The sequence below is a fragment of the Clostridium sp. CM036 genome, assembly GCF_055081135.1.
Genome location: NZ_CM143652.1, coordinates 105,885 through 128,666, shown reverse-complemented (window position 1 = coordinate 128,666; position 22,782 = coordinate 105,885). Strand labels below are relative to the sequence as shown.

At 30.9% G+C, this 22,782-nt stretch carries 22 protein-coding genes; 8 read left to right on the top strand and 14 right to left on the bottom strand.

Going from position 1 to position 22,782, the window contains the following annotated elements; translation table 11 throughout:
- Positions 1–72: 72 nt before the first annotated feature.
- The 3 genes from ACWJKE_RS00485 to ACWJKE_RS00475 all read right to left on the bottom strand — a co-directional run bounded on the left by ACWJKE_RS00485 (position 73) and on the right by ACWJKE_RS00475 (position 2,785).
- Positions 73–774, bottom strand: a complete 702-nt coding sequence (locus tag ACWJKE_RS00485) for a zinc dependent phospholipase C family protein (RefSeq protein WP_462955480.1) — start codon at positions 772–774, stop codon at positions 73–75.
- Between the two features lie 94 nt (positions 775–868).
- Positions 869–2,167: a hypothetical protein gene (locus ACWJKE_RS00480; RefSeq protein ID WP_462959087.1), complete on the bottom strand. Its 1,299-nt coding sequence runs from the start codon at positions 2,165–2,167 to the stop codon at positions 869–871.
- Between the two features lie 63 nt (positions 2,168–2,230).
- Positions 2,231–2,785, bottom strand: coding sequence for a ferritin-like domain-containing protein (locus ACWJKE_RS00475; RefSeq protein WP_462955478.1), 555 nt, complete (start codon positions 2,783–2,785; stop codon positions 2,231–2,233).
- Between the two features lie 287 nt (positions 2,786–3,072).
- Between ACWJKE_RS00475 and spoVB the strand changes: the two genes are divergently transcribed.
- Positions 3,073–4,572: a stage V sporulation protein B gene (spoVB, locus tag ACWJKE_RS00470; protein ID WP_220285995.1), complete on the top strand. Its 1,500-nt coding sequence runs from the start codon at positions 3,073–3,075 to the stop codon at positions 4,570–4,572.
- An 86-nt stretch (positions 4,573–4,658) separates the two neighbouring features.
- Here spoVB and ACWJKE_RS00465 read toward each other — a convergent pair whose 3' ends face one another.
- The 5 genes from ACWJKE_RS00465 to ACWJKE_RS00445 form a co-directional block, all read right to left on the bottom strand.
- Positions 4,659–6,287, bottom strand: coding sequence for a putative polysaccharide biosynthesis protein (locus ACWJKE_RS00465; RefSeq protein WP_216301718.1), 1,629 nt, complete (start codon positions 6,285–6,287; stop codon positions 4,659–4,661).
- A gap of 201 nt (positions 6,288–6,488) precedes the next feature.
- Positions 6,489–7,442, bottom strand: coding sequence for an RluA family pseudouridine synthase (locus tag ACWJKE_RS00460; RefSeq protein ID WP_216301717.1), 954 nt, complete (start codon positions 7,440–7,442; stop codon positions 6,489–6,491).
- A 152-nt stretch (positions 7,443–7,594) separates the two neighbouring features.
- Positions 7,595–8,752: a M20 metallopeptidase family protein gene (locus ACWJKE_RS00455; protein ID WP_253198063.1), complete on the bottom strand. Its 1,158-nt coding sequence runs from the start codon at positions 8,750–8,752 to the stop codon at positions 7,595–7,597.
- A 153-nt stretch (positions 8,753–8,905) separates the two neighbouring features.
- The gene (locus ACWJKE_RS00450) at positions 8,906–9,205 is read right to left on the bottom strand and encodes a hypothetical protein (protein ID WP_165411963.1); all 300 of its coding nucleotides are present in this window, start codon (positions 9,203–9,205) and stop codon (positions 8,906–8,908) included.
- A gap of 88 nt (positions 9,206–9,293) precedes the next feature.
- Complete coding sequence (locus tag ACWJKE_RS00445) at positions 9,294–11,324, bottom strand: ATP-dependent helicase (RefSeq protein WP_462959086.1); 2,031 nt, start codon at positions 11,322–11,324, stop codon at positions 9,294–9,296.
- 157 nt (positions 11,325–11,481) lie between these two features.
- Here ACWJKE_RS00445 and ACWJKE_RS00440 point away from each other — a divergent pair, with 157 nt between their 5' ends.
- Together ACWJKE_RS00440 and ACWJKE_RS00435 are read left to right on the top strand one after the other, a co-directional pair.
- Entirely contained in the window at positions 11,482–12,960 is a 1,479-nt protein-coding gene (locus ACWJKE_RS00440; RefSeq protein WP_165411964.1) for a nicotinate phosphoribosyltransferase, read from the top strand.
- Between the two features lie 44 nt (positions 12,961–13,004).
- Positions 13,005–13,364, top strand: coding sequence for a hypothetical protein (locus tag ACWJKE_RS00435; RefSeq protein ID WP_165411965.1), 360 nt, complete (start codon positions 13,005–13,007; stop codon positions 13,362–13,364).
- A gap of 76 nt (positions 13,365–13,440) precedes the next feature.
- Here the strand turns inward: ACWJKE_RS00435 and ndk are convergent, their stop codons facing one another.
- From ndk to ACWJKE_RS00420, 3 genes are all read right to left on the bottom strand, one after another.
- Positions 13,441–13,932, bottom strand: a complete 492-nt coding sequence (gene ndk, locus ACWJKE_RS00430) for a nucleoside-diphosphate kinase (protein WP_216301715.1) — start codon at positions 13,930–13,932, stop codon at positions 13,441–13,443.
- An 88-nt stretch (positions 13,933–14,020) separates the two neighbouring features.
- Positions 14,021–14,230 (bottom strand): hypothetical protein, encoded by a 210-nt coding sequence (locus ACWJKE_RS00425; RefSeq protein WP_165411967.1) that lies wholly within the window; start codon positions 14,228–14,230, stop codon positions 14,021–14,023.
- A 185-nt stretch (positions 14,231–14,415) separates the two neighbouring features.
- Positions 14,416–15,057 carry a lactate utilization protein gene (locus ACWJKE_RS00420; protein WP_220285996.1) on the bottom strand — a complete coding sequence of 214 codons (642 nt, stop codon included), beginning with the start codon at positions 15,055–15,057 and terminating at the stop codon, positions 14,416–14,418.
- Between the two features lie 157 nt (positions 15,058–15,214).
- Here ACWJKE_RS00420 and ACWJKE_RS00415 point away from each other — a divergent pair, with 157 nt between their 5' ends.
- Together ACWJKE_RS00415 and ACWJKE_RS00410 are read left to right on the top strand one after the other, a co-directional pair.
- Entirely contained in the window at positions 15,215–15,574 is a 360-nt protein-coding gene (locus ACWJKE_RS00415) for a winged helix-turn-helix transcriptional regulator (RefSeq protein ID WP_165411969.1), read from the top strand.
- Positions 15,575–15,701: 127 nt separating this feature from the next.
- Positions 15,702–16,052, top strand: coding sequence for a hypothetical protein (locus ACWJKE_RS00410; protein WP_216301713.1), 351 nt, complete (start codon positions 15,702–15,704; stop codon positions 16,050–16,052).
- Positions 16,053–16,075: 23 nt separating this feature from the next.
- On the opposite strand, the gene ACWJKE_RS00405 is transcribed toward ACWJKE_RS00410, so the two are convergent.
- Entirely contained in the window at positions 16,076–16,690 is a 615-nt protein-coding gene (locus ACWJKE_RS00405; RefSeq protein WP_216301712.1) for an NUDIX hydrolase, read from the bottom strand.
- 236 nt (positions 16,691–16,926) lie between these two features.
- On the opposite strand from ACWJKE_RS00405, the gene ACWJKE_RS00400 reads away from it, so the two are divergent.
- Together ACWJKE_RS00400 and ACWJKE_RS00395 are read left to right on the top strand one after the other, a co-directional pair.
- A complete protein-coding gene (locus ACWJKE_RS00400; RefSeq protein WP_216301711.1) occupies positions 16,927–18,180 on the top strand; it encodes a D-alanyl-D-alanine carboxypeptidase family protein in 1,254 nt (417 codons plus the stop codon).
- A 214-nt stretch (positions 18,181–18,394) separates the two neighbouring features.
- Positions 18,395–18,682: an ArsR/SmtB family transcription factor gene (locus tag ACWJKE_RS00395; protein WP_165411973.1), complete on the top strand. Its 288-nt coding sequence runs from the start codon at positions 18,395–18,397 to the stop codon at positions 18,680–18,682.
- 116 nt (positions 18,683–18,798) lie between these two features.
- On the opposite strand, the gene ACWJKE_RS00390 is transcribed toward ACWJKE_RS00395, so the two are convergent.
- On the bottom strand, positions 18,799–19,068 hold the full coding sequence (locus ACWJKE_RS00390) for an EamA family transporter (protein WP_216301710.1): 270 nt from the start codon (positions 19,066–19,068) through the stop codon (positions 18,799–18,801).
- A 287-nt stretch (positions 19,069–19,355) separates the two neighbouring features.
- Here ACWJKE_RS00390 and ACWJKE_RS00385 point away from each other — a divergent pair, with 287 nt between their 5' ends.
- Positions 19,356–21,116, top strand: coding sequence for a phosphoenolpyruvate carboxykinase (locus tag ACWJKE_RS00385; protein ID WP_220285997.1), 1,761 nt, complete (start codon positions 19,356–19,358; stop codon positions 21,114–21,116).
- A gap of 215 nt (positions 21,117–21,331) precedes the next feature.
- On the opposite strand, the gene radA is transcribed toward ACWJKE_RS00385, so the two are convergent.
- Positions 21,332–22,717, bottom strand: a complete 1,386-nt coding sequence (radA, locus tag ACWJKE_RS00380) for a DNA repair protein RadA (protein ID WP_220285998.1) — start codon at positions 22,715–22,717, stop codon at positions 21,332–21,334.
- Positions 22,718–22,782 lie beyond the last annotated feature (65 nt).

The following is a 22,782-nucleotide window of genomic DNA, read 5'->3' as shown; positions in this document are numbered from 1 at the left end:
CACATGTCATTACCTATTTTTACCTATTTTTATATTCTTCAAAAATAAAATAATTCCTCTAATATAAAGGAATTATTTATTAATTTCATTATAAAAATTAATCATTAAACCTGCAGTAGTCTTTTGTGCTCGTTGCACTATAAGTGTAGATATTTTCTTGTACCTATCTTCCTTGTTTTTTATGTTTGCATTAGCAATATAAGTTTCATTCGCAAATAATGCATTTTTTTTTATATAGTCTTCTATATTCTCTTGTTTTATTACTTCATTAAAAATAGGAAATGAATAATCACTCATTAATCTACTTATAATCCAAAGTTCGAAATTCCTGTGGCTTTTAAGTAGCTTATTGTTCACATGTTGAGGCACCGTAGCATCTTGAATTAAATGACAGGCTGCTCCAAAATAAAACAGACCTTGCCTTGTGTCCCCTTCTTTAATAAATCTTAATGCACATTTATAATATTTTTCGAATTCGGTTAATGCATTTGAAAATCCATAAAGGCCAGTACCCTTAATGTGATGATAAAAATGGTTTGAGCTTTTAAAATCTTGATCTGCCCAAGTAACCCCCTTATTTAGTTCTTTTATGTGTCCCTTGTAAAAACTAGAAATTTCACTATATTCCTTATTTTTTAAAATTTCTATAGCTTGAATATTTATAAATTTATGAACAATGCAATGAGTTTTCATGATCCTTTTTTTAATTGGATTTATTGTTATCATTAAGCCTTTTAAAGTTCTTCCATAAGTAACTTCCATTCTTTTCTTCAACCTGTTCACCTCTCACTTTAGTATACAATAAATATGATCTGAAAACATACCTGAATATTTTTAATAATTAACAACAATGTATATTGACTATATTCTAATTCTTTTTGCTTAAACTAACAAGTAGGCTAATTATTAAAGTTAGCACAATTGTTAATAAATAGTAGCTTAATTTCCTCCCTTCTATCCCTATATCATTCTTTATATTTTTTTTAATATTAATTAAATATCCACTTTTAGAGTCTAACACTATTAAATCATCAAAAAACTTCATACTAGATATATAAGTTTCATCCCCAAATCTTACTTTTTCTTTAAGCGCATTACTTTTATTTAAACTATATATACTATTATCATTCTTTTCATAGAAATATATACAGTCTATGCTACCTATTATACCTTTTTTATCAATTGCTAACCCGGCTAAACTATTTACTTCTTTATGTTGATAAATTGGTGCGGGAGGATTTGTTGTAGGGTGCTGGTCTAAAATAAATGGTATCTCCCCGTTAAGTAAGCCTTTAAATTTAGGTGAACTTATTGGATCTCCTCCAGTATAATCTGGGAAACCATACCATGACTTTTTTTTAATTTTGTATATATAATCACTATCTCCCTTTACAGGCCTTAATCCCCTGTCCTCCATTCCCCCAACAGCAACTATTATTTTGCCCTCACTATTAAAATCTATAGCCTTCATATTTCTTATACCCCAAGCAAAGTTCCCCTGTGCTCCAGTTTTTAAATTATAAACTATTATAGATGAATTTCCAATCATATGTTCTGTTATTATTTGCCCCTTTACGTTCCTAGTTTTATATGGGACAAATGCTCCAGTCTTTTTCTCATCAAAATTAATTCCTTTTATAGTTATACTTTTAGGCGAAACATCATGATTTTGAGGGTAATCATCTAACCATTGATTATCCGGTCCAACTACCCCAGAATTTGTTGCAGCTCCTATTGTAACAAATAGATATTCTCCATTAATTCTAACTAAACTGTCATTATAGTCTCCATAATTAGGTATATTCTTGATAATTTCTTTATTTACCTTTGTTACTAAATCATATGAGTAGACTTTTGTTCCGGATGCATAATACAATACTTTATTATTATAATCTAAACTAGTTATGCTTAGCTTCTTATTTGTAAATATATTGTATGACCTGCCTACTTTATCTATGTACTGTACTTTGTCTTTGAAAGCTACATAGTAGTTTCCTTCACTATCTTTCGTAAAATCTACTGCCTTACTTAATCCTTTAAATAGTATCTGTGATTTTATAACTTCATCTTTAACTGCAACCCTATATTCTTTAAAAGAACCTTTCATTGAAAATAGTGCAAAAGCCATTGCAGCTAAAATAACTATAAATCCAATGGTCTTCTTCATACTTACCCCCTAAATTATAAATACTCTAATTTATATATATTTATATAAATTAGAGTATATGTGTTAATAATTTTTAGCAATTTGTATATGACTTCTTTCAACCTCCGCCAAGGCAACGAATACCTCTTTAACAATCAAATTATTTATTTCCTTTGCATGTTTTTCATAAAACTTTGTAGCATGAACTTCTCTATTTTCTGCGAGTTTCATTAAGCTTGTATCGTTTTTATATTTACTGTAATCTATATCCACGAGTTTTGGAAGTTCTTTGAACCCACCTAGTTTTTGATGCACAATAGCATGTATTTTTTCAATTTTTGAAAGTGCTTTAAAAATTTCTTTAACATGGTCGTTACTCGCAAGCTTTGCCGCTGACATGTAAAACTCTGAATTAAATATTTCAAGTTTCATGGCATGATCTAATACTACTAAAGTATTGGGATCCAAACTTTGCGCACAAACCTTATAGGCTTCACCAAGAGATTTTAAATACTTAGAAGTTACGCCACAAAACGGGCAATATTTAATATGCTCTCTTTCATTCACTTCTAATAAGCCATCATTATTTATATTGAAATTATTTATATTTATCTCCATACCACATATCAAACATTTCATATAGCTCTATTTCCTCCGCACTTTTATTTGGAGTAAATAATAATTATTATTTATTATTCTCCTAAAGACACTACTAAAATTATTCTAACATAAAAAACTCCTCCCTAGGAGCGTTTTTACAATTTTTTTATAAAATCAACTATACTGGTATCATATTTACTGAATTTTTTATTTTTCTTACATTCAATATTTCAGATGATGATTTACAGAATATAATTATTAAATTTCACATACTAATTATAAATAACTGTTATCTCCCCAGGTAGTAGAACAAGGAGGATCCTTTTATGATTAAAGATAATTTCTATAGAGACTCAATAATACTCACCGTATCAAATTTAACTGCTGGTATATTAAGGTTTATGTTTTCAATTTTACTTTCAAAAAAATTAGGTGCAGAAGGTATGGGATTATATAGCCTTGTAATGCCTATTTATGATTTATTCACTTGCCTTATTTGCGGTGGAATGGTAACAGCTATTTCAAAAGAAGCTTCATCCTATTACGAATTAAAGGATTACGGTAGTTTAAACAAATCTATACATACTGCCTTAGTTTTTGATTTTGCATTTTCTATATTAATAGCAGCTTTAGTATTTATTTTTTCACCTTTTATTAGTACATATATAATAAAAGATCAAAGAACATTATACTCCCTTTGGGTTATTTGCCCGGCTTTAATCTTTGTTGCTCTTTCATCTATATATAAGGGTTATTTCTACGGTATTTCCAATGTTAAAGTACCTGCAATCATAGATATTGTTGAAAAGACCGTAAGAATGGGCATAATACTTGGAATTATAAATTTTTTCGCATTAAAAAATGTAACTACTACCGTAACTGCTACATATATCGCCTTATCCATTGGGGAACTTATAAGTTTTATTCTACTCTTTATCTTCTATGAAAAAAGTAAAACCAAATTTAAGAATTACAATAAAAAAACTGAAGGAAGGGCCCAACTTTTATTTAATGTCCTTGTTGTTTCATTCCCATTATGTTTAAATGGCTTTTTAAACACTGTAATTTCCGCGCTATCAACATTGATTGTCCCTGGGCGACTAGTTTCTGCAGGCATAGAGTATACGCAGAGTTTATCCTTAATAGGTAAATTTTCAGGTATGGCTATGAGCATTGTGTTCTTTCCTTTTATTATTGTAATATCCATGTCAACCATCTTAACTCCAGATATTTCTAAAAGTATTAGTAAAAATGATTATAACGGTTTGGAGCGTAGAGTCCGCGAAGTTATAAAAGTTTCGTTTTTACTAGGACTTTCAACTATGATAATATGTTTATGTACTGGAGACTCCCTTGGAAAATTATTTTTCGACAGATATGACTTAGGTGTTTACATACGGCTTGCTTCCTTAAGTGCGCCATTCATGTATATGTCTGGTTCAACCTTTGGAATTTTAAACGGACTTGGCAAACAAAAATCTCTTTTAATAAATTCTATAGTAACCTCTATTCTTGAACTTGTTTTACTATATGTATTATTAGGTATCCCAAAATTAAACATTCTAGGTTACGGCATAGCTCTCATTATAAGCTCTATTATAAGCTTTATATTAAATATTATTGCAATTAAAAAAAGCTGCTATATACAGTTTTCAGTAGGCGAAATTTTAACTGATGTCTGTCTTAGCACACTCTTATACTTTGTATTAAAAATTTTAAATACTACGTTGCCAAATTCTATCTTTGTTACTAAAAACATAATAATTATTGCTACTGGCTTCTCCCTTTTACTATTTTCTATCCTGCTTACAAAAAAAAGAAAATAATCAGATATTTTTTTGTGAATTGGAGAGATGAATAAAAAAAAGTATATATTACGTATAAAATGCATTAATAGTAATATATACTTTTTTTATTTAATTCTTTGTAAAATATACTTAGGTATAAGTTTCTTAATCTTTCTTGGAAATACATCCAAATCATCTTTAGTTATTCCACCTATAATCACTAATGCGAAGAAATAAGTTAATATAGCTAAGCATATAGTAAATAATATAGAAACAGCATTAGCAAAATATCCTTGTTTAATATGACTGAATATAAAATTTAAGATAGTATACATGAACCCTGCAACTACAGCCATAACCCCTGATGCTATTATGGGTTTTATTGCATGACTAGCTAGTTTAATTCTAATCCCTAGCGCTTTGTTCATAGTATTATAGTTCAACATCAAAATTATTGCAAAACTTACTCCGTTGGCCATAACAGCCCCTAATACATTAAGTGTTGGAATTGCTACAAAAATATAATTAGTAATTATTTTTCCTATCAATCCCAGAACTGCATAAATTGTAACTAAGTAAAGTTTTCCAAGCCCCTGAAGAATTGAAGTTTGAATACTAACCACAGCCATAAGTATTATTACCACTGATCCATATGTAAGTAATCTTGAAACGTCAGACCCATATTGGATTAAATATACTATGGGTTTAGCTAAAACTGCAAGTCCAACTGCGGAAGGTACTGCCACCAAAAAACACAGCCTAAAAGCATAATCAATTTTACTTCTTACAGCTTTTTTGTCCTTAAGTGCCATTAAGCCGGATATAGAAGGCAGAATAGTCATGGCTAGAGCTGTAATAATAGCTATAGGCACATTTATTAATGTCGTATATTTACTTAACACACCCCATAAAATACTAACCTGCACTTTATCCATTCCAGAAGATAACATTCTTGATTTAACTACCCCTAAATCAATCAATAATCCTGATTGTTGTATTCCTAAACATATTGTCATTGGCACGGCAACACCCAATAGCTTTTTTATTATTTTTTTAGTAGTTAATCTCTTTATATTTAACTTATTATACCCTTTTGGAACTATAAAAATTCTATTTTTTTTATAAGCATAAATCATATATATTACCGCAACCAGTGCTCCTACAGTTGTTCCAATAGTTCCGCCTGCCGCTCCTTCTGCTAGCCCATATTTTATAAAACACGCTGCAAAAACTAAACTAAATATAGTATTTGCAATTTGTTCTAATACTTGTGATACAGCAGTGGGGGTCATATTCCCTCTCCCTTGAAAATAACCTCTATAAGCTGATAATACAGATGATAATAGAATAGTTGGAGCGAGTGCCATGATTGCTAATTTTGCAGTATCACTCTCGGTTGCATTAGCTATAGGTACTACGAAAATAAGCATTAAAAGTGACATAACTATCCCTAATATCAAAAGCGAAAATCTAGCTATTTTAAAAGTCTTTACAGCATCCTTATAATTACCTACCGCTATGAGCTCTGATACTATCTTAGAAATAGCCACAGGAATACCAGCATTTGTTAATATATATACATATGTAAATATACTGTATGCTGAATAATATACCCCTAACCCATCCTCTCCTAGTATTTTCCCTAAAAAAGGTATATAAAGTAGTGATAAAACCTTAACCATAAAACCTGCCGCAGATAATATGGCAAAACCTTTTGTTGTAGATTGTTTATTTGAATTTGCTTGTTCACTCATTAAATCATCTCCTGGGTCGTTAAATCATCACCTGCGGTGCTGCAACATCTTCACAGAAGATGCATTGACGACTTCAGAAGGAGATTTATACTCCCCCTGAAGTTTTCTATTTGTTAGGGCAAGTAACGCCTACTTATAGTAGGTAACTCTCACTTATAGAAGTGGGAGACTTTCCTTCTGAAATGTCGTTAAACTCATCCTCTAAAATTTAAATACATCCTTTTTAATCTTTTTTAATATTGGTGGTAAACTCTCTGCAATAGTTTTATTCTCCATATAAGATAAATCATCCGGGCAATTCTTAAACATTGCCTTATACGCATATAAATATTGGTAATCTAAACCATATTTGTTGTTAAAGAAACTATTCATTTTTTTATCTCCATATTTTGAATCACCAACAATAGAATTACCCAAATGGCTTAAATGCGCTCTAAGTTGATGGCTTCTTCCTGTTAAAAGATTAATATCTATTAAAGAAAATGTACCACAACTTTGCAACGTTTTAACTTCCATTGCTATTTTTTTTGTATCTGGCATCTCGGTGTCAAATACCTGTGATATATTTGCATCCTCATTTTTATATATATATCCCTCGTAAACCCCATCTTTAATTCTGTTTCTTACTAAAGCCATATAATATTTTTCAACATTTCTTTCTCTTACCATTTCATTTAAAAGTTTAAGAGATTTAAAGTTCTTACCAAACATAACTATACCTGAAGTATTTCTATCTAATCTATTACAAGGTGCTGGTTTAAATGTTATTTCATTTTCTGGCTGATAATCTCCCTTATCATATAAATAAGAAAGCACATAATCTATTAAAGTAGCTTCGCCATCTTTTTTATCAGAATGAACTAAAACTCCCGGCCATTTTTCAACCATTAATATATTAGCATCCTCAAATGTAATTTTTAAATTGTTTTCAATTCTTTTAAACTCTTCTTTTTTAAACTCACTTGTAATATATTTTGTTTCAACAATATCGCCTTGTACTAAAGAATGTTTTTCCTTGATTTTGTTACCATTAACCCTAATATCACCTTTTCTAAAAGCTTTATATATTTTACTTAACGGCACATCACCAAGTACTTTTCTCATGAATTTATCCGTTCTTTGTCCCGCTTCATTCGCTCCAATTTCTATCCTCATATAATCCTCCTATTTCTTTTATCTCTTGTTATCTATTGACGAATTCTATATATAATCTAATTTATTTTATAAAAAATCACCCTTTTATTTTGTAATAAATTATAATACATTTAAAAAAATCACATCAAATATCAATTATATACTAATATGTGTTATGAATTCAATAAAAATTCATAAGCTAATGTACATTGCATAGCTACACCTATTGATATACAACTCTCATCTATATCAAATAAACTACCATGAGCCGGATTTACTATACCTTTTTCTTTATTACCACTTCCTAAAAAATAAAATAGTGCTGGCCTTTCCATAGAGAAATAAGCAAAACTTTCCACCCCCATAGTAGGCTGATCTAATTTATAAACATTACTCTCAGAAATAACTTGACTTGCTTTACTTTCAAACATCTCTGCAAGCTTATCATTATTATAAAGACAAGGATAACTTTCCTCAATACTAATTTCACATTCCCCTCTCATAGCGGTAACGATGCCTTCCACTACCTGAACTAATCTGGTCTTTATATATTCTCTATGTTCACTCTTCATAGTTCTAATAATTCCCGATATTGTAACCTCTTCGGGTATAATATTTTGAGCTGTACCTCCATGAATTGATCCTATAGTAATTACTGCAGGATCTGTAGGTGGAATTTCGCGGCTTACAATGTTTTGAAGTGAAATAATAACATTGCTAGCTATTACAATGGGATCAACCGTCATATGTGGGCTTGCACCATGTCCTCCTTTACCTACTACTTTTATAGTAAATGGATTTGATGCTGCATAAGCTACGCCTCTTTTTAAACCAACGGTTCCAGCCTCTAAAAATTCTTCTACATGAAGCCCAATAATAGCATCCACATTAGGATTTTCTAGTACTCCTTCTTTAATCATTAAAGGTGAACCACCAGTTGTTTCTTCTGCTGGTTCAAATAAAAGTTTAACATTTCCTGGAATTTTATCCTTCATGCTATTTAATATCTTAGCTGCACCCAAAAGTATAGTGGTATGAGCATCATGTCCACAAGCATGCATTTTACCATTAATTTTAGAGGAGTAATCACATATTTTCTTATCTTGCAATGGAAGTGCATCCATATCTGCCCTTAAAGCAATAGTTTTTTCACCTTTGCCTCTAATAATAGCACAGATTCCCGTTTGTGCTACCTCATAAAACTCAATGCCTTCCTTTAATAAAAAATCTTTTACCTTCTGGGAGGTTTTAAATAAATCAAACCCTAATTCAGGGTTTTCATGAAAGCCTCTTCTTATGTCTATTAATTCACTTTCAATATTTTTTGCCATATCTAAAAAATTCACTATATACACCCCTTTACGCTATTTTTCCCAATATATTTCAATTACATTCCTATTATTCCCATCACTGTAAATTAAATTATTAAGCTCATATTCATAGAATATGAGCTTAATAAAATTATATTGTAACATTCAATAAAACTACTGTAATAACTTAATTACACCGGAACTTTCTGATACATAAGGTAATTTTTTTATAATAGTATAAATGTATTTTGGTTTTGATTTATCATCTTTTAAAGCCTGTTCCAATGATAATTCATTATAGTACAATAGCTTGCACCAAAAATCCACGAAGTCATCTCTTGTAATAAAAATTATATTACCTCTCTCTTTAACTGTAAATCCACAGTTAAATCTCTCCACAATTTCTATATCTGAGTGCTTTCCATTTGACAAAATTAACCTTACATCATCCCACATTTGCTTAAAGGCAACCATTAAATACCCTCCTTAATACACAATTCATTTTTCAGTATACCATATTTACATACTTTGTCAATTGTTGTTATGTATTGCATTACATTTGCTATACTTTTGAAATTAAAGAGTTATTATACAATACATTGACGTCAAATTTTCTTATAATTTCTCCCTCAAACTTAATCTCTAACTCTTTACTAGTAATTGCAATTACGACTCCACTCCCAAAACTTTTATGCATCACCGCGTCGCCTTCTTTAAAAGGCAAATCCGAATCGCTTGATCCTAAAATATTGCACTCTCTAATAAATCGTGAGGTTTCTTTCGCTTTTCCTTTTACATTTTTACTAATGCAAAGCCAAACATTGTTTATAGCTCTTGTAATTCCAACATAAAATAGTCTTCTTTCTTCCTCTAGGTTATTATCTATACTATTTACATGGGGGATATTTTCCTCATTGCAATTTATTAAGTATACATTTTCAAACTCCATACCTTTAACACCGTGAATTGTACTAAGTATTACTGCATCCTCATCTATATTTTTCTTATGCTTACTAATTTCCTCTTTAACCTGGTCCACATGGGCTAGAAAAGTTATTATAGAGTTATATCCTTCTGCTGATTGTCTAAACTCGTCAATAACATCCTCCATCTCACCTAAATCTATCTTAAATTTAGTGCAATACCCTTTAATATAATCATGATATCCTATACTTAAGACTAAATTATCTATAGCGTTTTCTAATGAAATTTTATTTAAAAAATGTATATCCTTTTTTAACTTATCTAGCATCTTCATTTGAAATACCGGTATTTCTTCAATATCTTTTAGCATTTCAAAACAGTCTTCTTTTACGGGATTTCTTTTTAATTTATCTAAGTTTAGTTTACTTATATATCTAAAGGGCTTATTAATTATTCTGACAAAACTCTCTCTATCACTTTTATCAATACTTAATTTAAAATATGCAATTATATCTTTACAAATGAAATGTTGAAAAAAGTCATACTCCTTGTCTAAAAGCTTAAAAGGTATTCTTTTTTTGATAAAGACATCTATTAGACTTCTGCACTCTACGTTTGTTCTGTACAATATGACATTATCTCTATAATTTTTTCCATTATTTTTCTTATATTTTTGAATAATACAGCTAATTTCCTCTGCCTGTGAGTTCTCATTCACATTGTTAAGTACTGCAACGATGCCATCATACTGCTTAAATGCTGTTATATCCTTTTCATTTCTCAAGTCGTTATTTTTTATAATGTTCATGGATATTTCTACTATATTCTTTGGACATCTATAGTTAGTAGACAAGGGTAATTTCCCTCCACCTACAAAATGCTCTGAAAACTTAACCATGCACTCAGGATTCGACCCTCTAAAACCATAAATACATTGGTCCTCGTCTCCTACTGCAAAAATAGAATTTTCTTCATTTAAAAGCTTTAGTATCTCAACTTGCATAGAATCACAATCTTGAAATTCATCTACTAAAATATGTTTAAATAAACTTCTATACCCCTTAAGTATTGTGTAATTTTTTATAAACAGATCTCTGCACCCTATTTGAAGATCATCAAAATCAAATAAGTTTTTTTCTTTTCTATACTGCTCATAAATGTTATAGGCCGCTATAAAGATTCCTTTATCAATACTTGGAGAGAAATTTTCCATTAGCTTTCCACTTGTTTTGAATACTGAAATATTATTTATAACTTCCTTTACTTTTTCATCACCTACCTCATCCAAATATGACATAAGTACATTTTTTATGAGTTTATATACCTCTAGTGTATCTACTATGTTTATCTGTCCGTAATAGTTCTTAAGAATCTTATAAAACAAACCATGAAATGTTCCAAAAAACGGAACCCTCTCCTTTCCATTAATAGCAACATATCTACTTTTCATATTAATAGCCGCAGCTCTTGTAAAAGTAATGACAATAATGTTTTTTGGTTTAACATTTTTCTCATTTATTAAATGAACAATCCTATTAACAATAACTACTGTTTTACCACTACCCGGTCCTGCTGTTACTAATAAATTTCTGTTAACAGAATAAACAGCATCCTTTTGCTCTTTACTTAATTTCGAATTTATTTTCTTGCTTACTATTTTATTATCCATATTATGTTTTGTCTCCACTTTCATCCACCTACTTTAAATTGCTCATATATTATGCTTATACCCAATTTACTATTTTAATAATCTTATCTAAACATTAATATATAATTATGTTATAATTTCATTATATACTTTTATTAAATTTCAAAGGGGAAAAATTATGAAACACTCAAAAGATTTTAATGTGAGGAACGAAAGAAACCTAACAATGCTGGTAGACTTTTACGAATTAACTATGGCAAACGGTTATTTAGATAATAATGTTCAAGATAAAATTGCCTACTTTGATATGTTTTTTAGACGAATACCTGACGGTGGTGGATATTGTATTATGGCCGGGGTACAACAATTACTTGAATATCTTTCTAATTTGAAATTTTCAAATGATGATATATCCTATCTAAAAAGCAAAAATGATTTTTCAGATGATTTTATAGATTATTTAAAGGATTTTAAATTTTCTTGTGATGTCTGGGCGGTGCCAGAAGGTTATCCTGTTTTTCCTGGTGAACCCTTGGTTATAGTTAAAGGACCTATTATACAAGCTCAATTTGTTGAGACAATGATACTACTCACAATAAATCATCAAACTTTAATAGCTACAAAAGCGAGTAGAATATGTAGAGCCGCAAAGGGTAGACCTGTTATGGAATTTGGTTCTAGGCGTGCTCAAGGCTATGATGGCGCTATATATGGAGCACGTGCCGCCGTTATTGGTGGTTGTGTTGGTACTGCTTGCACTATCGCTGAAGAAATGTTTGATATCCCAGCCATTGGAACTATGGCTCATAGTTGGGTACAGCTTTTTGATACTGAATATGATGCCTTTAAATCTTGGACTATAACCTACCCCGATAACTGTGTACTTCTTATAGATACTTATAACGTACTACGCTCTGGGATTCTAAATGCCATAAAAGTATTTAATGATGTACTTAAACCTATGGGTAAAAGACCTAAAGGAATACGAATTGATAGTGGTGATATTACCTATCTAACTAAAAAAGTTAGAGTAATTTTAGATGAAGCTGGATACTCAGATGTAAAGATTACGGTTTCTAACTCACTGGATGAATATATTATAAGCGGTGTTTTGGAAAATGGGGCACAAATTGATAACTTTGGTGTTGGTGAGAGACTTATTACTGCAAGATCGGAACCAGTGTTTGGCGGTGTTTATAAACTCGTTGCAGTTGAGAATGATGGAGAAATAATACCAAAAATTAAGATTAGTGAGAATGCAGAAAAAATCATCAATCCTGCTTTTAAAAAATTATATAGAATTTTCGATAAAACATCACACAAGGCCATTGCAGATTTTATTACCTTACATGATGAGAAAATCGATGAAAGTAGACCACTTGAAATATTTAATCCAGTTTATACCTGGAAAAAGAAAAATCTTAAACATTACTATGTAAAAGAACTTATGGTTAAACTATTTGAAAATGGACAGCAGATTTATGAATCTCCGTCTGTTATGGAAATAAAAGCATTTTCTGAACAAGAAGTATCTAAGTTATGGACAGAAGTTTTAAGATTTGATAATCCTCATGCATATTATGTGGATCTTTCTTGGAATTTATGGAACCTAAAGCAAGGTCTATTAACTCATTATTCTGAAACCCTCGAGGAGTAACAGAAATATATTTGTTATCCCCAAGAGTTATACTAGGAGGACTTATGGCACAACCTTTAAAAATCAAGCTTTCAAAAATTGCTCTTGATAATCTTATGGAAATGATTAAACTTGACGATGCTTATGATAGTGTGCGATTTGTATACGTCAGCGGTTGTTGCAAAACTGCAAAAGTTGATATTTACTTAGATAATTTTAAAACTGGAGACATAAAAAATAATATTGATAATTTACCAATATTATATGATGAAACTCTTTTAGAAAACATAAATGAACTCACAGTAGCCTATAAAGATTCTAGATTTTGGATTAAGACATTATTGCCGAAAGATGCCAAGAGCCATTGTTCTAGTGCTGGCAAACAATCCTGTAATGGTTGCGGTGGACATTGTGGTTCTCATTAACCACATGTAATATGTGATTAATATGGAAATACTTAAAAAGGCTAGCCAATATTATTGGTTAGCCTTTTAGTTAAAATTATACATTTATTGATAGACCATCTGTTTTTGAAAACAAATCAACAGTTCCCTTATACTGATCTTGGTATGTAAGCTTTTGAAGGCTCGCAAGCTCCGGAAACCATAACGCAATCTCATGTTCTGCACTTTCAATGCTATCAGAGGCGTGAACTAAATTTTTAGTTTTATCCAAAGTGAATTTCCCTCTTATACTGCCAAGTTCCGCTTTTACAGGATCCTTATCTCCATTGATTTTACGCACTACATCAACAGCTTTTTCACCCATTAAAATAATTGCACATATTTTACCTTCAGTAATATAATTTATTAACGCATCAAAAAATTTCTTTCCTGCGTGTTCACTATAATGTTTTTTAGCAATGTCCTTTGTAGCAGTAATCATTTTGAGCGACACAATTTCTAATGATTTCTCTTCATATTGATTAAGAATTTTCCCAATAAGTCCTCGTTTAACTCCATCTGGTTTAATTAAAACCAAAGTTCTTTCCATTTAAATTCACTCCCCCGCATTGTATATTTATAAACTAAATTATATCCTATTATTAGATATTATACACAAACTTTCATTAATATTCCTACTAGTATTCTTTGTATAGTAATCTAAGTGGTGAAGTTTTATCATCACTAAATAAATCATAATCAGAAATATTTTTAATATCAAATGGTTTATAATTTCTCAATTCATCAAACGGGCATTTCCCTCCATTATCTACCCATTTATGTAATGCACACTCCTTAAAGCAGTCTACTTCTTCTTCTATAGTTGTCAGAAAATCACACTGTAACATTTCATCACCTCGTCCCATATTTTGTTATTTAAGTAACATCATTACTCTCATAACATTATAAGACATTCTAGTGATAATTTGAAGTGCTTTTTTAAATTTTACATATAAATATATAGACAAAAATATACAAATTATCTTCCCTTCTGAGATGTCATTAAATCATCACCTGCGGTGCTGAAATATCGTTAAAAACCGAAGTCCTCACCAATTACAACTACAGTAATATCAGTTCTCATAGGCTTTCTTTTAATTACAGAATAGATCCTACAGATTCTAGTATCTGTTTTGCAGTCATTGCAAACTCCCGTCTTAGTACAAGGATTGGGCATATTTAGTCTCATATTATTCTTTGGTGCCGCAATTTGTTCTATTCGTTCAAAAGCTGAAGCTTCATTTTTACAAATTTTATTAACCCCTACTACAACAATGACTTTTTTAGGTCCAAAGCTCATTGCTGCCACTCTATTTCCTGCCCCATCAACGTTAACAAGCTCTCCATCTAAAGTTACAGCATTAGAACTACATAAATAAACATCACTAAGGAGCTCACCCCTCATAGTCTCCACTTTTTCGTAAGGTGTTAAAGTTGGATCACCATGATCTAACACAACTCCTCCCATGGCCTTTACCTTTTCTTGTATACCAAGTTCACTTATAGTCATTGATCCTCCAAAACCTACTCTGTCACCCTTGTGTACATTACTCATTATAAATTCTGAGGCTTCCTCACCTTTTTTTAAATAAACTGCTGAAAAACCATTTTTTTTAAGAACCTCTACTACTTTTGACCCAATAGTCTCTTTATGCCATGTATGAATTTCTTTCATTTCTTTCCCTCCTTTTTTAAGGAGGATTATATCATTGTATATAAAATATATCAATGATATAATTGTATATACCAAAGGTTTTTTAATCAAGTACTCACTTATAAGTTACTTAGTATACTAAGAACTGTTACCACTCGAACTAACACTAGGAGGTATTATGAGCGATAAAATTATGAAAATAAATAATAAAGAATATAGTTGTGCCATAGAGTTAACACTAGATATAATAGGTGGTAAGTGGAAGCCAATTATTCTTTGGAAATTAGCCCAAAACGGTGTATTAAGATTTAGCGAATTGAAACGCTCCATGGGTGGAATAACACAAAAAATGTTAACACAACAGCTTAGAGAATTAGAATCATATGAAATGGTTCATAGAAAAGTTTATGCAGAAGTTCCTCCTAAGGTAGAATACTCTTTAACAAAACAAGGCAAAAGTGTAATGCCTATATTAGACGTTATGTGTAAGTGGGGAACTGATTATTATGAAGGCATCGTCTCTGACAACAAAGAATAGTGATTTTTAAAGGGTGGACTTTTCCACTCTTTTTTTGATATGTTCAAATTAAGTATGCTAATCATCAGCTAACTAAACATATTTTTTAACTTTTAGGGCATATTAATTGCTAAAAGGAGTGATTTTTTTGAATGTAACCAGTACTTCATTATCATATATGTTTTTTGCAATTTCTATAGTATCATTTATATTTTTCTTGTATTACAAATTTCTAGTAATTAACACAGGTGATAAAAGTAAAAGACGAGATAAAATCATTGGATCAATGAAAGACCCTGAGCATTGGAGACACGGAAATAATATCATGGCTTTTATTTCTCTATTTTGGGCCTTAATATCGCAAAGTGCGTTTATTTATCTAAAATTTTTCTATAAATCAGGATTAGTTTCAATTATATATGTTTTTATCTATTTGGTTCTTATCTCACTAAGTGTTTTATTATTCATTAAGAAAAACAAAGTCGCACGCAGTAAATAATATAACTACAAAACAGTAATAATCTATTTCTTATTACTGTTTTGTAAAATTTCAATAAAACTTTTAATAATCTGCCCTGTAAAACCCCATATCTTATAGTTATTATATTCATAAAAATGCTCATCTAGATACCCTTTTCTAAACTTATAGTCTTTTCCTCCATTTATTAAATGAAAAGGAAAACCCTCTTGGTTTATGGGACCTATCTCCATTCTATAAAGCAGTGGTTCATTTTCCAAAAAGAATTTTAGTGGAACTTTAAAAACGTGATCTACTTCATCCTCATTAGGATTTATTTCACCATATTTTAGTTTGCCTACAAAAGCATATAGCAAGTTACCATAAGGGCTTATATAATAATCCATATCCCCTATAATTTCAATTTGATCGATTTTCAAATTTAATTCTTCCATAGTTTCTCTTATAGAAGTTTCCCTTGGATTTTCATCTAGTTCCACCTTTCCACCTGGAAGACAAACATCACCTGGCTGGCTTCTTAATTTGTGTGCACGCACTTCAAATACAATAGATAATCCCTCTGCATCCTCCGTAAGTAATATCATAACTGCACTTTCTTTAAATTCTCCAATAACCTTAGAATCTCTATTTTTAAATATTTTTTCTAGCTTATTTACCATACCTATTACCTCCTGATTCAACCTACTTATATACTATACCAAGATACTCAAATAATAAACCAAACCTTTCATTATTTTGGTTCTCACATATCAAACATAAATATATTGTATTAACTTCATCCTAAATACATCTTCATTAATCAATGTACCTTGTTCTTAATATCTTAAAATGATATACTTGCTTTATAATTATCAATAGATAAAGATAAAATTCAATACAAATGGAGAGATGAAAATTGAAAAGAAAAAATCGGCTTTTATTATTTACACTAGTGTTTACTTTAATATTTTCTACAACTGTTTTAGCTGCTGTTAACCCACCAGAATTAATTGGTAAAGCTGCCATTTCTGTAGATATGGATACTAACGAAATTATTTACACCAAAAACATTGATAATAAGATGTACCCAGCAAGTATTACAAAGCTTATTACAGCTTTACTACTAGCTGAAAATAAAAAATCAACAGATAATTTAAATTATACAAAAACTGCAAAAGAACAACCATCTTACTCTTATAATCTAAATGTACAGCCTGTAGCAATTGGAGATACAATGTCCGCTGACAACGTAATGGATGGACTTCTTCTTTATTCGGGAAATGATATAGCCTATATGATTGCCGATAACGTTGGTCAAAATCCAACTAATTTTGCTAAAATGATGAATGACAAGGCTACGAATCTAGGAATGAAAGGCTCTCATTTTATCACACCTAATGGTTTGGATGATAAAAATGATCAACATTATACAACTGCTTATGACCTAACTCTTTTAGGTAGAGCTGCTTATAAAAATGATTGGGTAAAAAAGTCTATGGGTAAAAAAACAAGTATAATAAAATCTGCTAATGGGGTCGAAGCTACTGTTCAGAATAGAAATAAACTTCTTGGCATAGAAGGCAACATAGGTGGTAAAACTGGCTATACAGAAAAGGCTGGAAGATGCTTAGTTTCTATATATGAACGTAACGGTCGCCATATCATAGGCGTTGTTATGAATTCTGAGAATGATGCAAAAGATACAAAGGTATTTGAAGATATGAAAAAACTAATTGACTTTAGTTATGACGCTAAAAAAGAAGTGCTTAATAAAAAAGCTACTGAAATCAAAACAATTTCTGTACCCTATAAGGTTATTCCATTCATAGGACCAGAAAAAACAATTGATGTGCCATTAGAGTCAAAGGAAGATGTGACTTTTTATAAAAATGATGTCGCACCACAAACTTCCTCTAAAGTTTCCCTCACGAATGCATGGAAACTTAATAAAAAGACTTCTGTTGGGACATTACTTTTCAAACAAAAAGATGCTGAAAAAAGCTATAAATTATATCCAATGATTTCAAAATCTGCTCTTATTAAAGATAATATAATTATCTATGCTGCAGCTGCCATTGTACTAATCGTAGTTTTAGCATTAATTGTATTATTAATTTCTTCTATCAACCGACGTAAAAATCGTCATAGTAGAGGAATGAGATTCAAATAGGTATTTGCGAGTTTAAGGACTATATTAATTCAAAAATTAATATAGTCCTTTTTTAGGCTTTTCAAATAATTTTTTTGCGAGTATATTGACATTTATATCGTAATATACTAATATAAGAATATTAATATATTATAAGTTGTTATATTTTTCATTACATATAATGTATAAAACAAATCTAAGATAAAATTTATTGATTTTTAAAAGGAGATTTTTTATGAATGCGAATTTTGAACAATATACAGAAATTGCTGATTTATTAAAAGCTATTGCTCACCCTGCACGAATATGTATTATTAGAGGACTTATGAACAAAGGACGCTGCAATGTTAGCTATATGCAGAACTGTTTAAACCTTCCTCAATCCACCGTCTCTCAGCATCTTCAAAAACTAAAATCTTTTGGAATTATCAAAGGTGAAAGAAATGGTCTACAAATTAATTATAAAATTTGTAATGAAACCATCATAAACGTTATAAATGCGATATTTCCTGATGAACATTAGTTGTCTTTTCAAAAAATTAGCGCTATGCGCTTTTTCTAATAGTAGGTTATAATAATTACCCCTACATAATTTCATAAGTATTTATAGTTATAACTTTATAATTCCCTTTAAAACTACTACAAACAATGTTGTAAATCATCCAAGAAAATACTGCTCCAAGAGTCATCAAGTCTCCTATTCTCAAATATAAAATATAGTGTTACTCCAAAGAGACCACCCAAGGCAAATTTAAACTTCTCCTCTTTTAAAACTTTTTCCTTATGGAATTTCACTTTTAATGTTATAAATAAAATTATTGCAGCTAACATAAATCTATAAAATGCCGATAATGTTGGCTCTACCTCTTCTGATATAACCTTTATGCTTAAATATGATAAGCTCCACATAAACATTAAGATAGTTGCCAATATCTAGTTACTCTAATATATTATTATTATAAAGCACATTTTAAAAATAACAATTCAGTATCCTAGTATGTCTATATCCCTGTATATTTTCATGTGCATAATATATTAAAATACGATTTATGCAATTTAGGTGTTGTTAATATTTCATTTTTGCAGTATTATATTATAGTATTCAAGTTTCAACCGTCACTTATGAAATGTTTTTTTATATTAATTTCATTTCGTTAAAACGCAAAAATTATCTACTCACATATGGAGGTGCCAATTTGAAAAAAGAATTTTCTTTAAGTAACGATAAAGTAATGATAAATTTCACTGCAAAATACTGTAATAGTCCTGAAACCCTATTAGAAAGTGCTGGCTTTCGACGGGTTTTCAACGCATATCTCAAAAAAATAAAAAAGAAAAAATCGAATATATATAAATATTTAATCCAAAATGCACACACAGACAATGAGAATTTAGATGTCTTCATTGTACATTTATTTAAACTCTTATCTGTATTAAATGTACATGAGATTACAAATTTAAACACTAAATATAGTTCCCTTATAAGTAGCAAGGATACTTTTATTGATTTTATAGAAGATTTCTATGGCTTTTGGAGAAAACTTGAAAGATACACTGTAATTCACAACAATAAAATCAATGATGGCCTTGAGAAAACAAGCTTTGTTGAAGCTAACAATAATTTTTCAATGCTTATACTTAATTTATACAGAAAAATTGAAGAGAATGTTGTTGGATATAAACCTAAGGTTTACAGGCAACTGCCCGCAGGTGGCAATGCTGGTCTAATTGTTAATAATGCATATTGGCCAATGCCTTCTGGATATGAGCTATTAAAAGACGTTCCATTTATTGATTCAATAATATTAGATTTACCTTATATAAGCTACCCTAAAAAGAATACTCGTAATGGAATTTTTAATGAATGCTTTGAAAACCCATTGAAAAATTGTACTATAAGCACAGACCATTGGTTTTGTTATCCAGCTAAAGTAGGCACTTTACTTGCATTCATTTATATTCACAGAGATTTTATGGCCCATGCAATAACGCTATGTAACCTCTTTGAAATGGCAAGTGAAAGCGAATATAGGGGCATTAAGCCAGATATAGTTTTTGTTTTTGGTGGTAAAGATTCTTCTAATATTAAAAATTCCTCTTCTAAAGGCAGCACAGTATTTTATGATGATGTAGCAAATAATATCATGCTTGGCTATATAAGTTATGGCGATGAAATTGATTATTTCGGATATGTAAAAAAGATGACCTTAACACTTCATAACTTAATAATGATTAAACGCGGTTCTCTGCCAATTCATGGCGCAATGGTAAACATTATTATGAATAATGGTAACAGCGCAAATATTGTTATCATGGGTGATAGCGGTGCGGGTAAGTCTGAATGCTTAGAAGCCTTTAGAAGTTTAAGTGAAGATTATATCAGTGACATGACCATAGTCTTTGATGACATGGGCGTTCTTACTCTAAACGAAGGTGCTAAACCATTAGCCTTTGGAACTGAAATTGGTGCTTTCGTAAGACTCGATGATTTAGATGCAGGTTATGCCTTTAAAGAAATTGATAGAAGCATATTTATGAATCCTGATAAAATTAATGCAAGACTTGTTATGCCAGTAGCAAGCTATAAAGATATTATTAAGGGTTATCCCATAGATTTATTTCTCTATGCAAATAATTATGAAGAAGTAACCTGTGATATTGAAGAAATTAATTTCTTTACGAATCCTGCGGACGCTATTGATGTTTGCAAAAGAGGGTCAAGGATGGCAAAAGGTACTACTACTGAATTAGGTCTTGTAACCTCTTATTTTGCAAACCCTTTTGGTCCTGTTCAAAAACAAGAACTAGTAGATGTACTTCTAGTGAACTATTTTGACGAATTCTTCAAAACAGGGGTAAAAGTTGGACAAATCAGAACTTCCTTGGGTGTAAAAGGACAAGAAAAAGATGGTCCTAAAAAGGCAGCTAAAAAACTATTTGAATTAATTATAAAATAAGAGTGCAATCCGTATGAAGTTTCTCCTGCGTGACTCCAAATAAGAGCTTGAAAAGTGAAGTTCCATACTATTGTGCATCTCCATATTCAAAGATGGAGCTCTTGCGCGACCATGGAAGAGAACGGTCTGGCGGCTAACAATGATAGGTGGGACAGACCCGCGACCTATCGGAAAAGTCCACTGAAATATGTATAAATATTTCAGTGGCCTTTTCATTATTGCTTAAATTCTTTTTCAATAACATCGGTTAATTTTTTACATGGGATAACCTTTAATTTCTTAAATTTAACCCCTGCTTTTAAACAATTTTGAGGTATATAAGCCTTTTTAAACCCCATCCTGTCTACTTCTTTTAGTCTTTGCTCTAAAGATGGGACTTTTTTTAATTCACCAGTAAGACCCAGTTCTCCAATAAATACTGTATCTGTAGCTATCCCATGATTAAGCGTAGAAGATGCGATGCTCATAACTACAGCAAGATTCACCGATGTTTCAGTTAATTTAAGACCCCCTGTTGCTTTTATAATAACATTCTTATCATAAAGCCCTATCCCTCCCCTTTCTTCAAGAATAGAAATAAGGGTTCCCAGTTGCTCCTTCCTTGAAAAACACTCACTTAACCTACTCGGGTAAGGAGTAAAAGATTTAGATACAAGACTTTCTATTTCTATAACAATGGGTCTTGTTCCATCCTTTATAACAGCTAAGGCACTTCCTGGAACCAACTCATCTCTTTTGGTCATAAAAAACTCAGAAGGATCAGTAATCTCTTCCATTCCTATGTCCGAAAGCCTAAACATACCACTCTCTTCCGTATTTCCGAAACGGTTCTTCTTACTTACCAAGTGTTTTAGCTCTTCTCCATCTTCTCCTTCAATATATAATACAGTGTCTACTAAATGCTCTAATATGCGCGGTCCTGCCATCTCGTCTGCCTTTGTCATTTGCCCAACCAGAAAAACAGCTCTTGGCCTCTCTGGATTTTTTGCTTTATCCTTTAAAGCTGTGGCGCATTCAATTACTTGAGTAGGAGAACCAGCCCTCGAACTTGAATATTCCTCCAAAGTGAATGTTTGAATACTGTCAAGTATTATTAAATCAGCATCAACAGTTTCTATATGTTGTAATATTTCATCTAACTTTGTATCTGAAACAACCCAAAAATTATCAGCTATCTCTTTTATTGTTCTGTCAGCTCTATTTTTAATTTGGCTATTACTTTCCTCTCCAGACGCATATAAAACCTTATATCCTTTTAATGACAGTGAATTTGCGAGTTGTAGCAAAAGTGTAGACTTTCCCGCCCCTGGGGGAGCAGATATAATAGTCACACTATCTCTAACTATTCCTCCACCCATAACCCTATCAAACTCTGAAACTCCAGTAATTATTCTATCACTGTTCGCCTGTACAACCGCCTTTAGTTTTGTAGGTTTAGTTGTTGTTCCCATACTATTTAAAGTATTTGATTTAGCAGAGCCCGCCTTAACCACTTTCTCTTCATATGAATTCCATGCACCGCAATCATTACATTTACCCATCCATTTTGGAGCATGTGACCCACACTCTTTACAAACATAGATTATTTTATCTTTTGCCAATTAGAGCCATCTCCCTTTAATTATAATATCAGTGAAATTCAGAAAAAAGATAAGCAGAAGATATA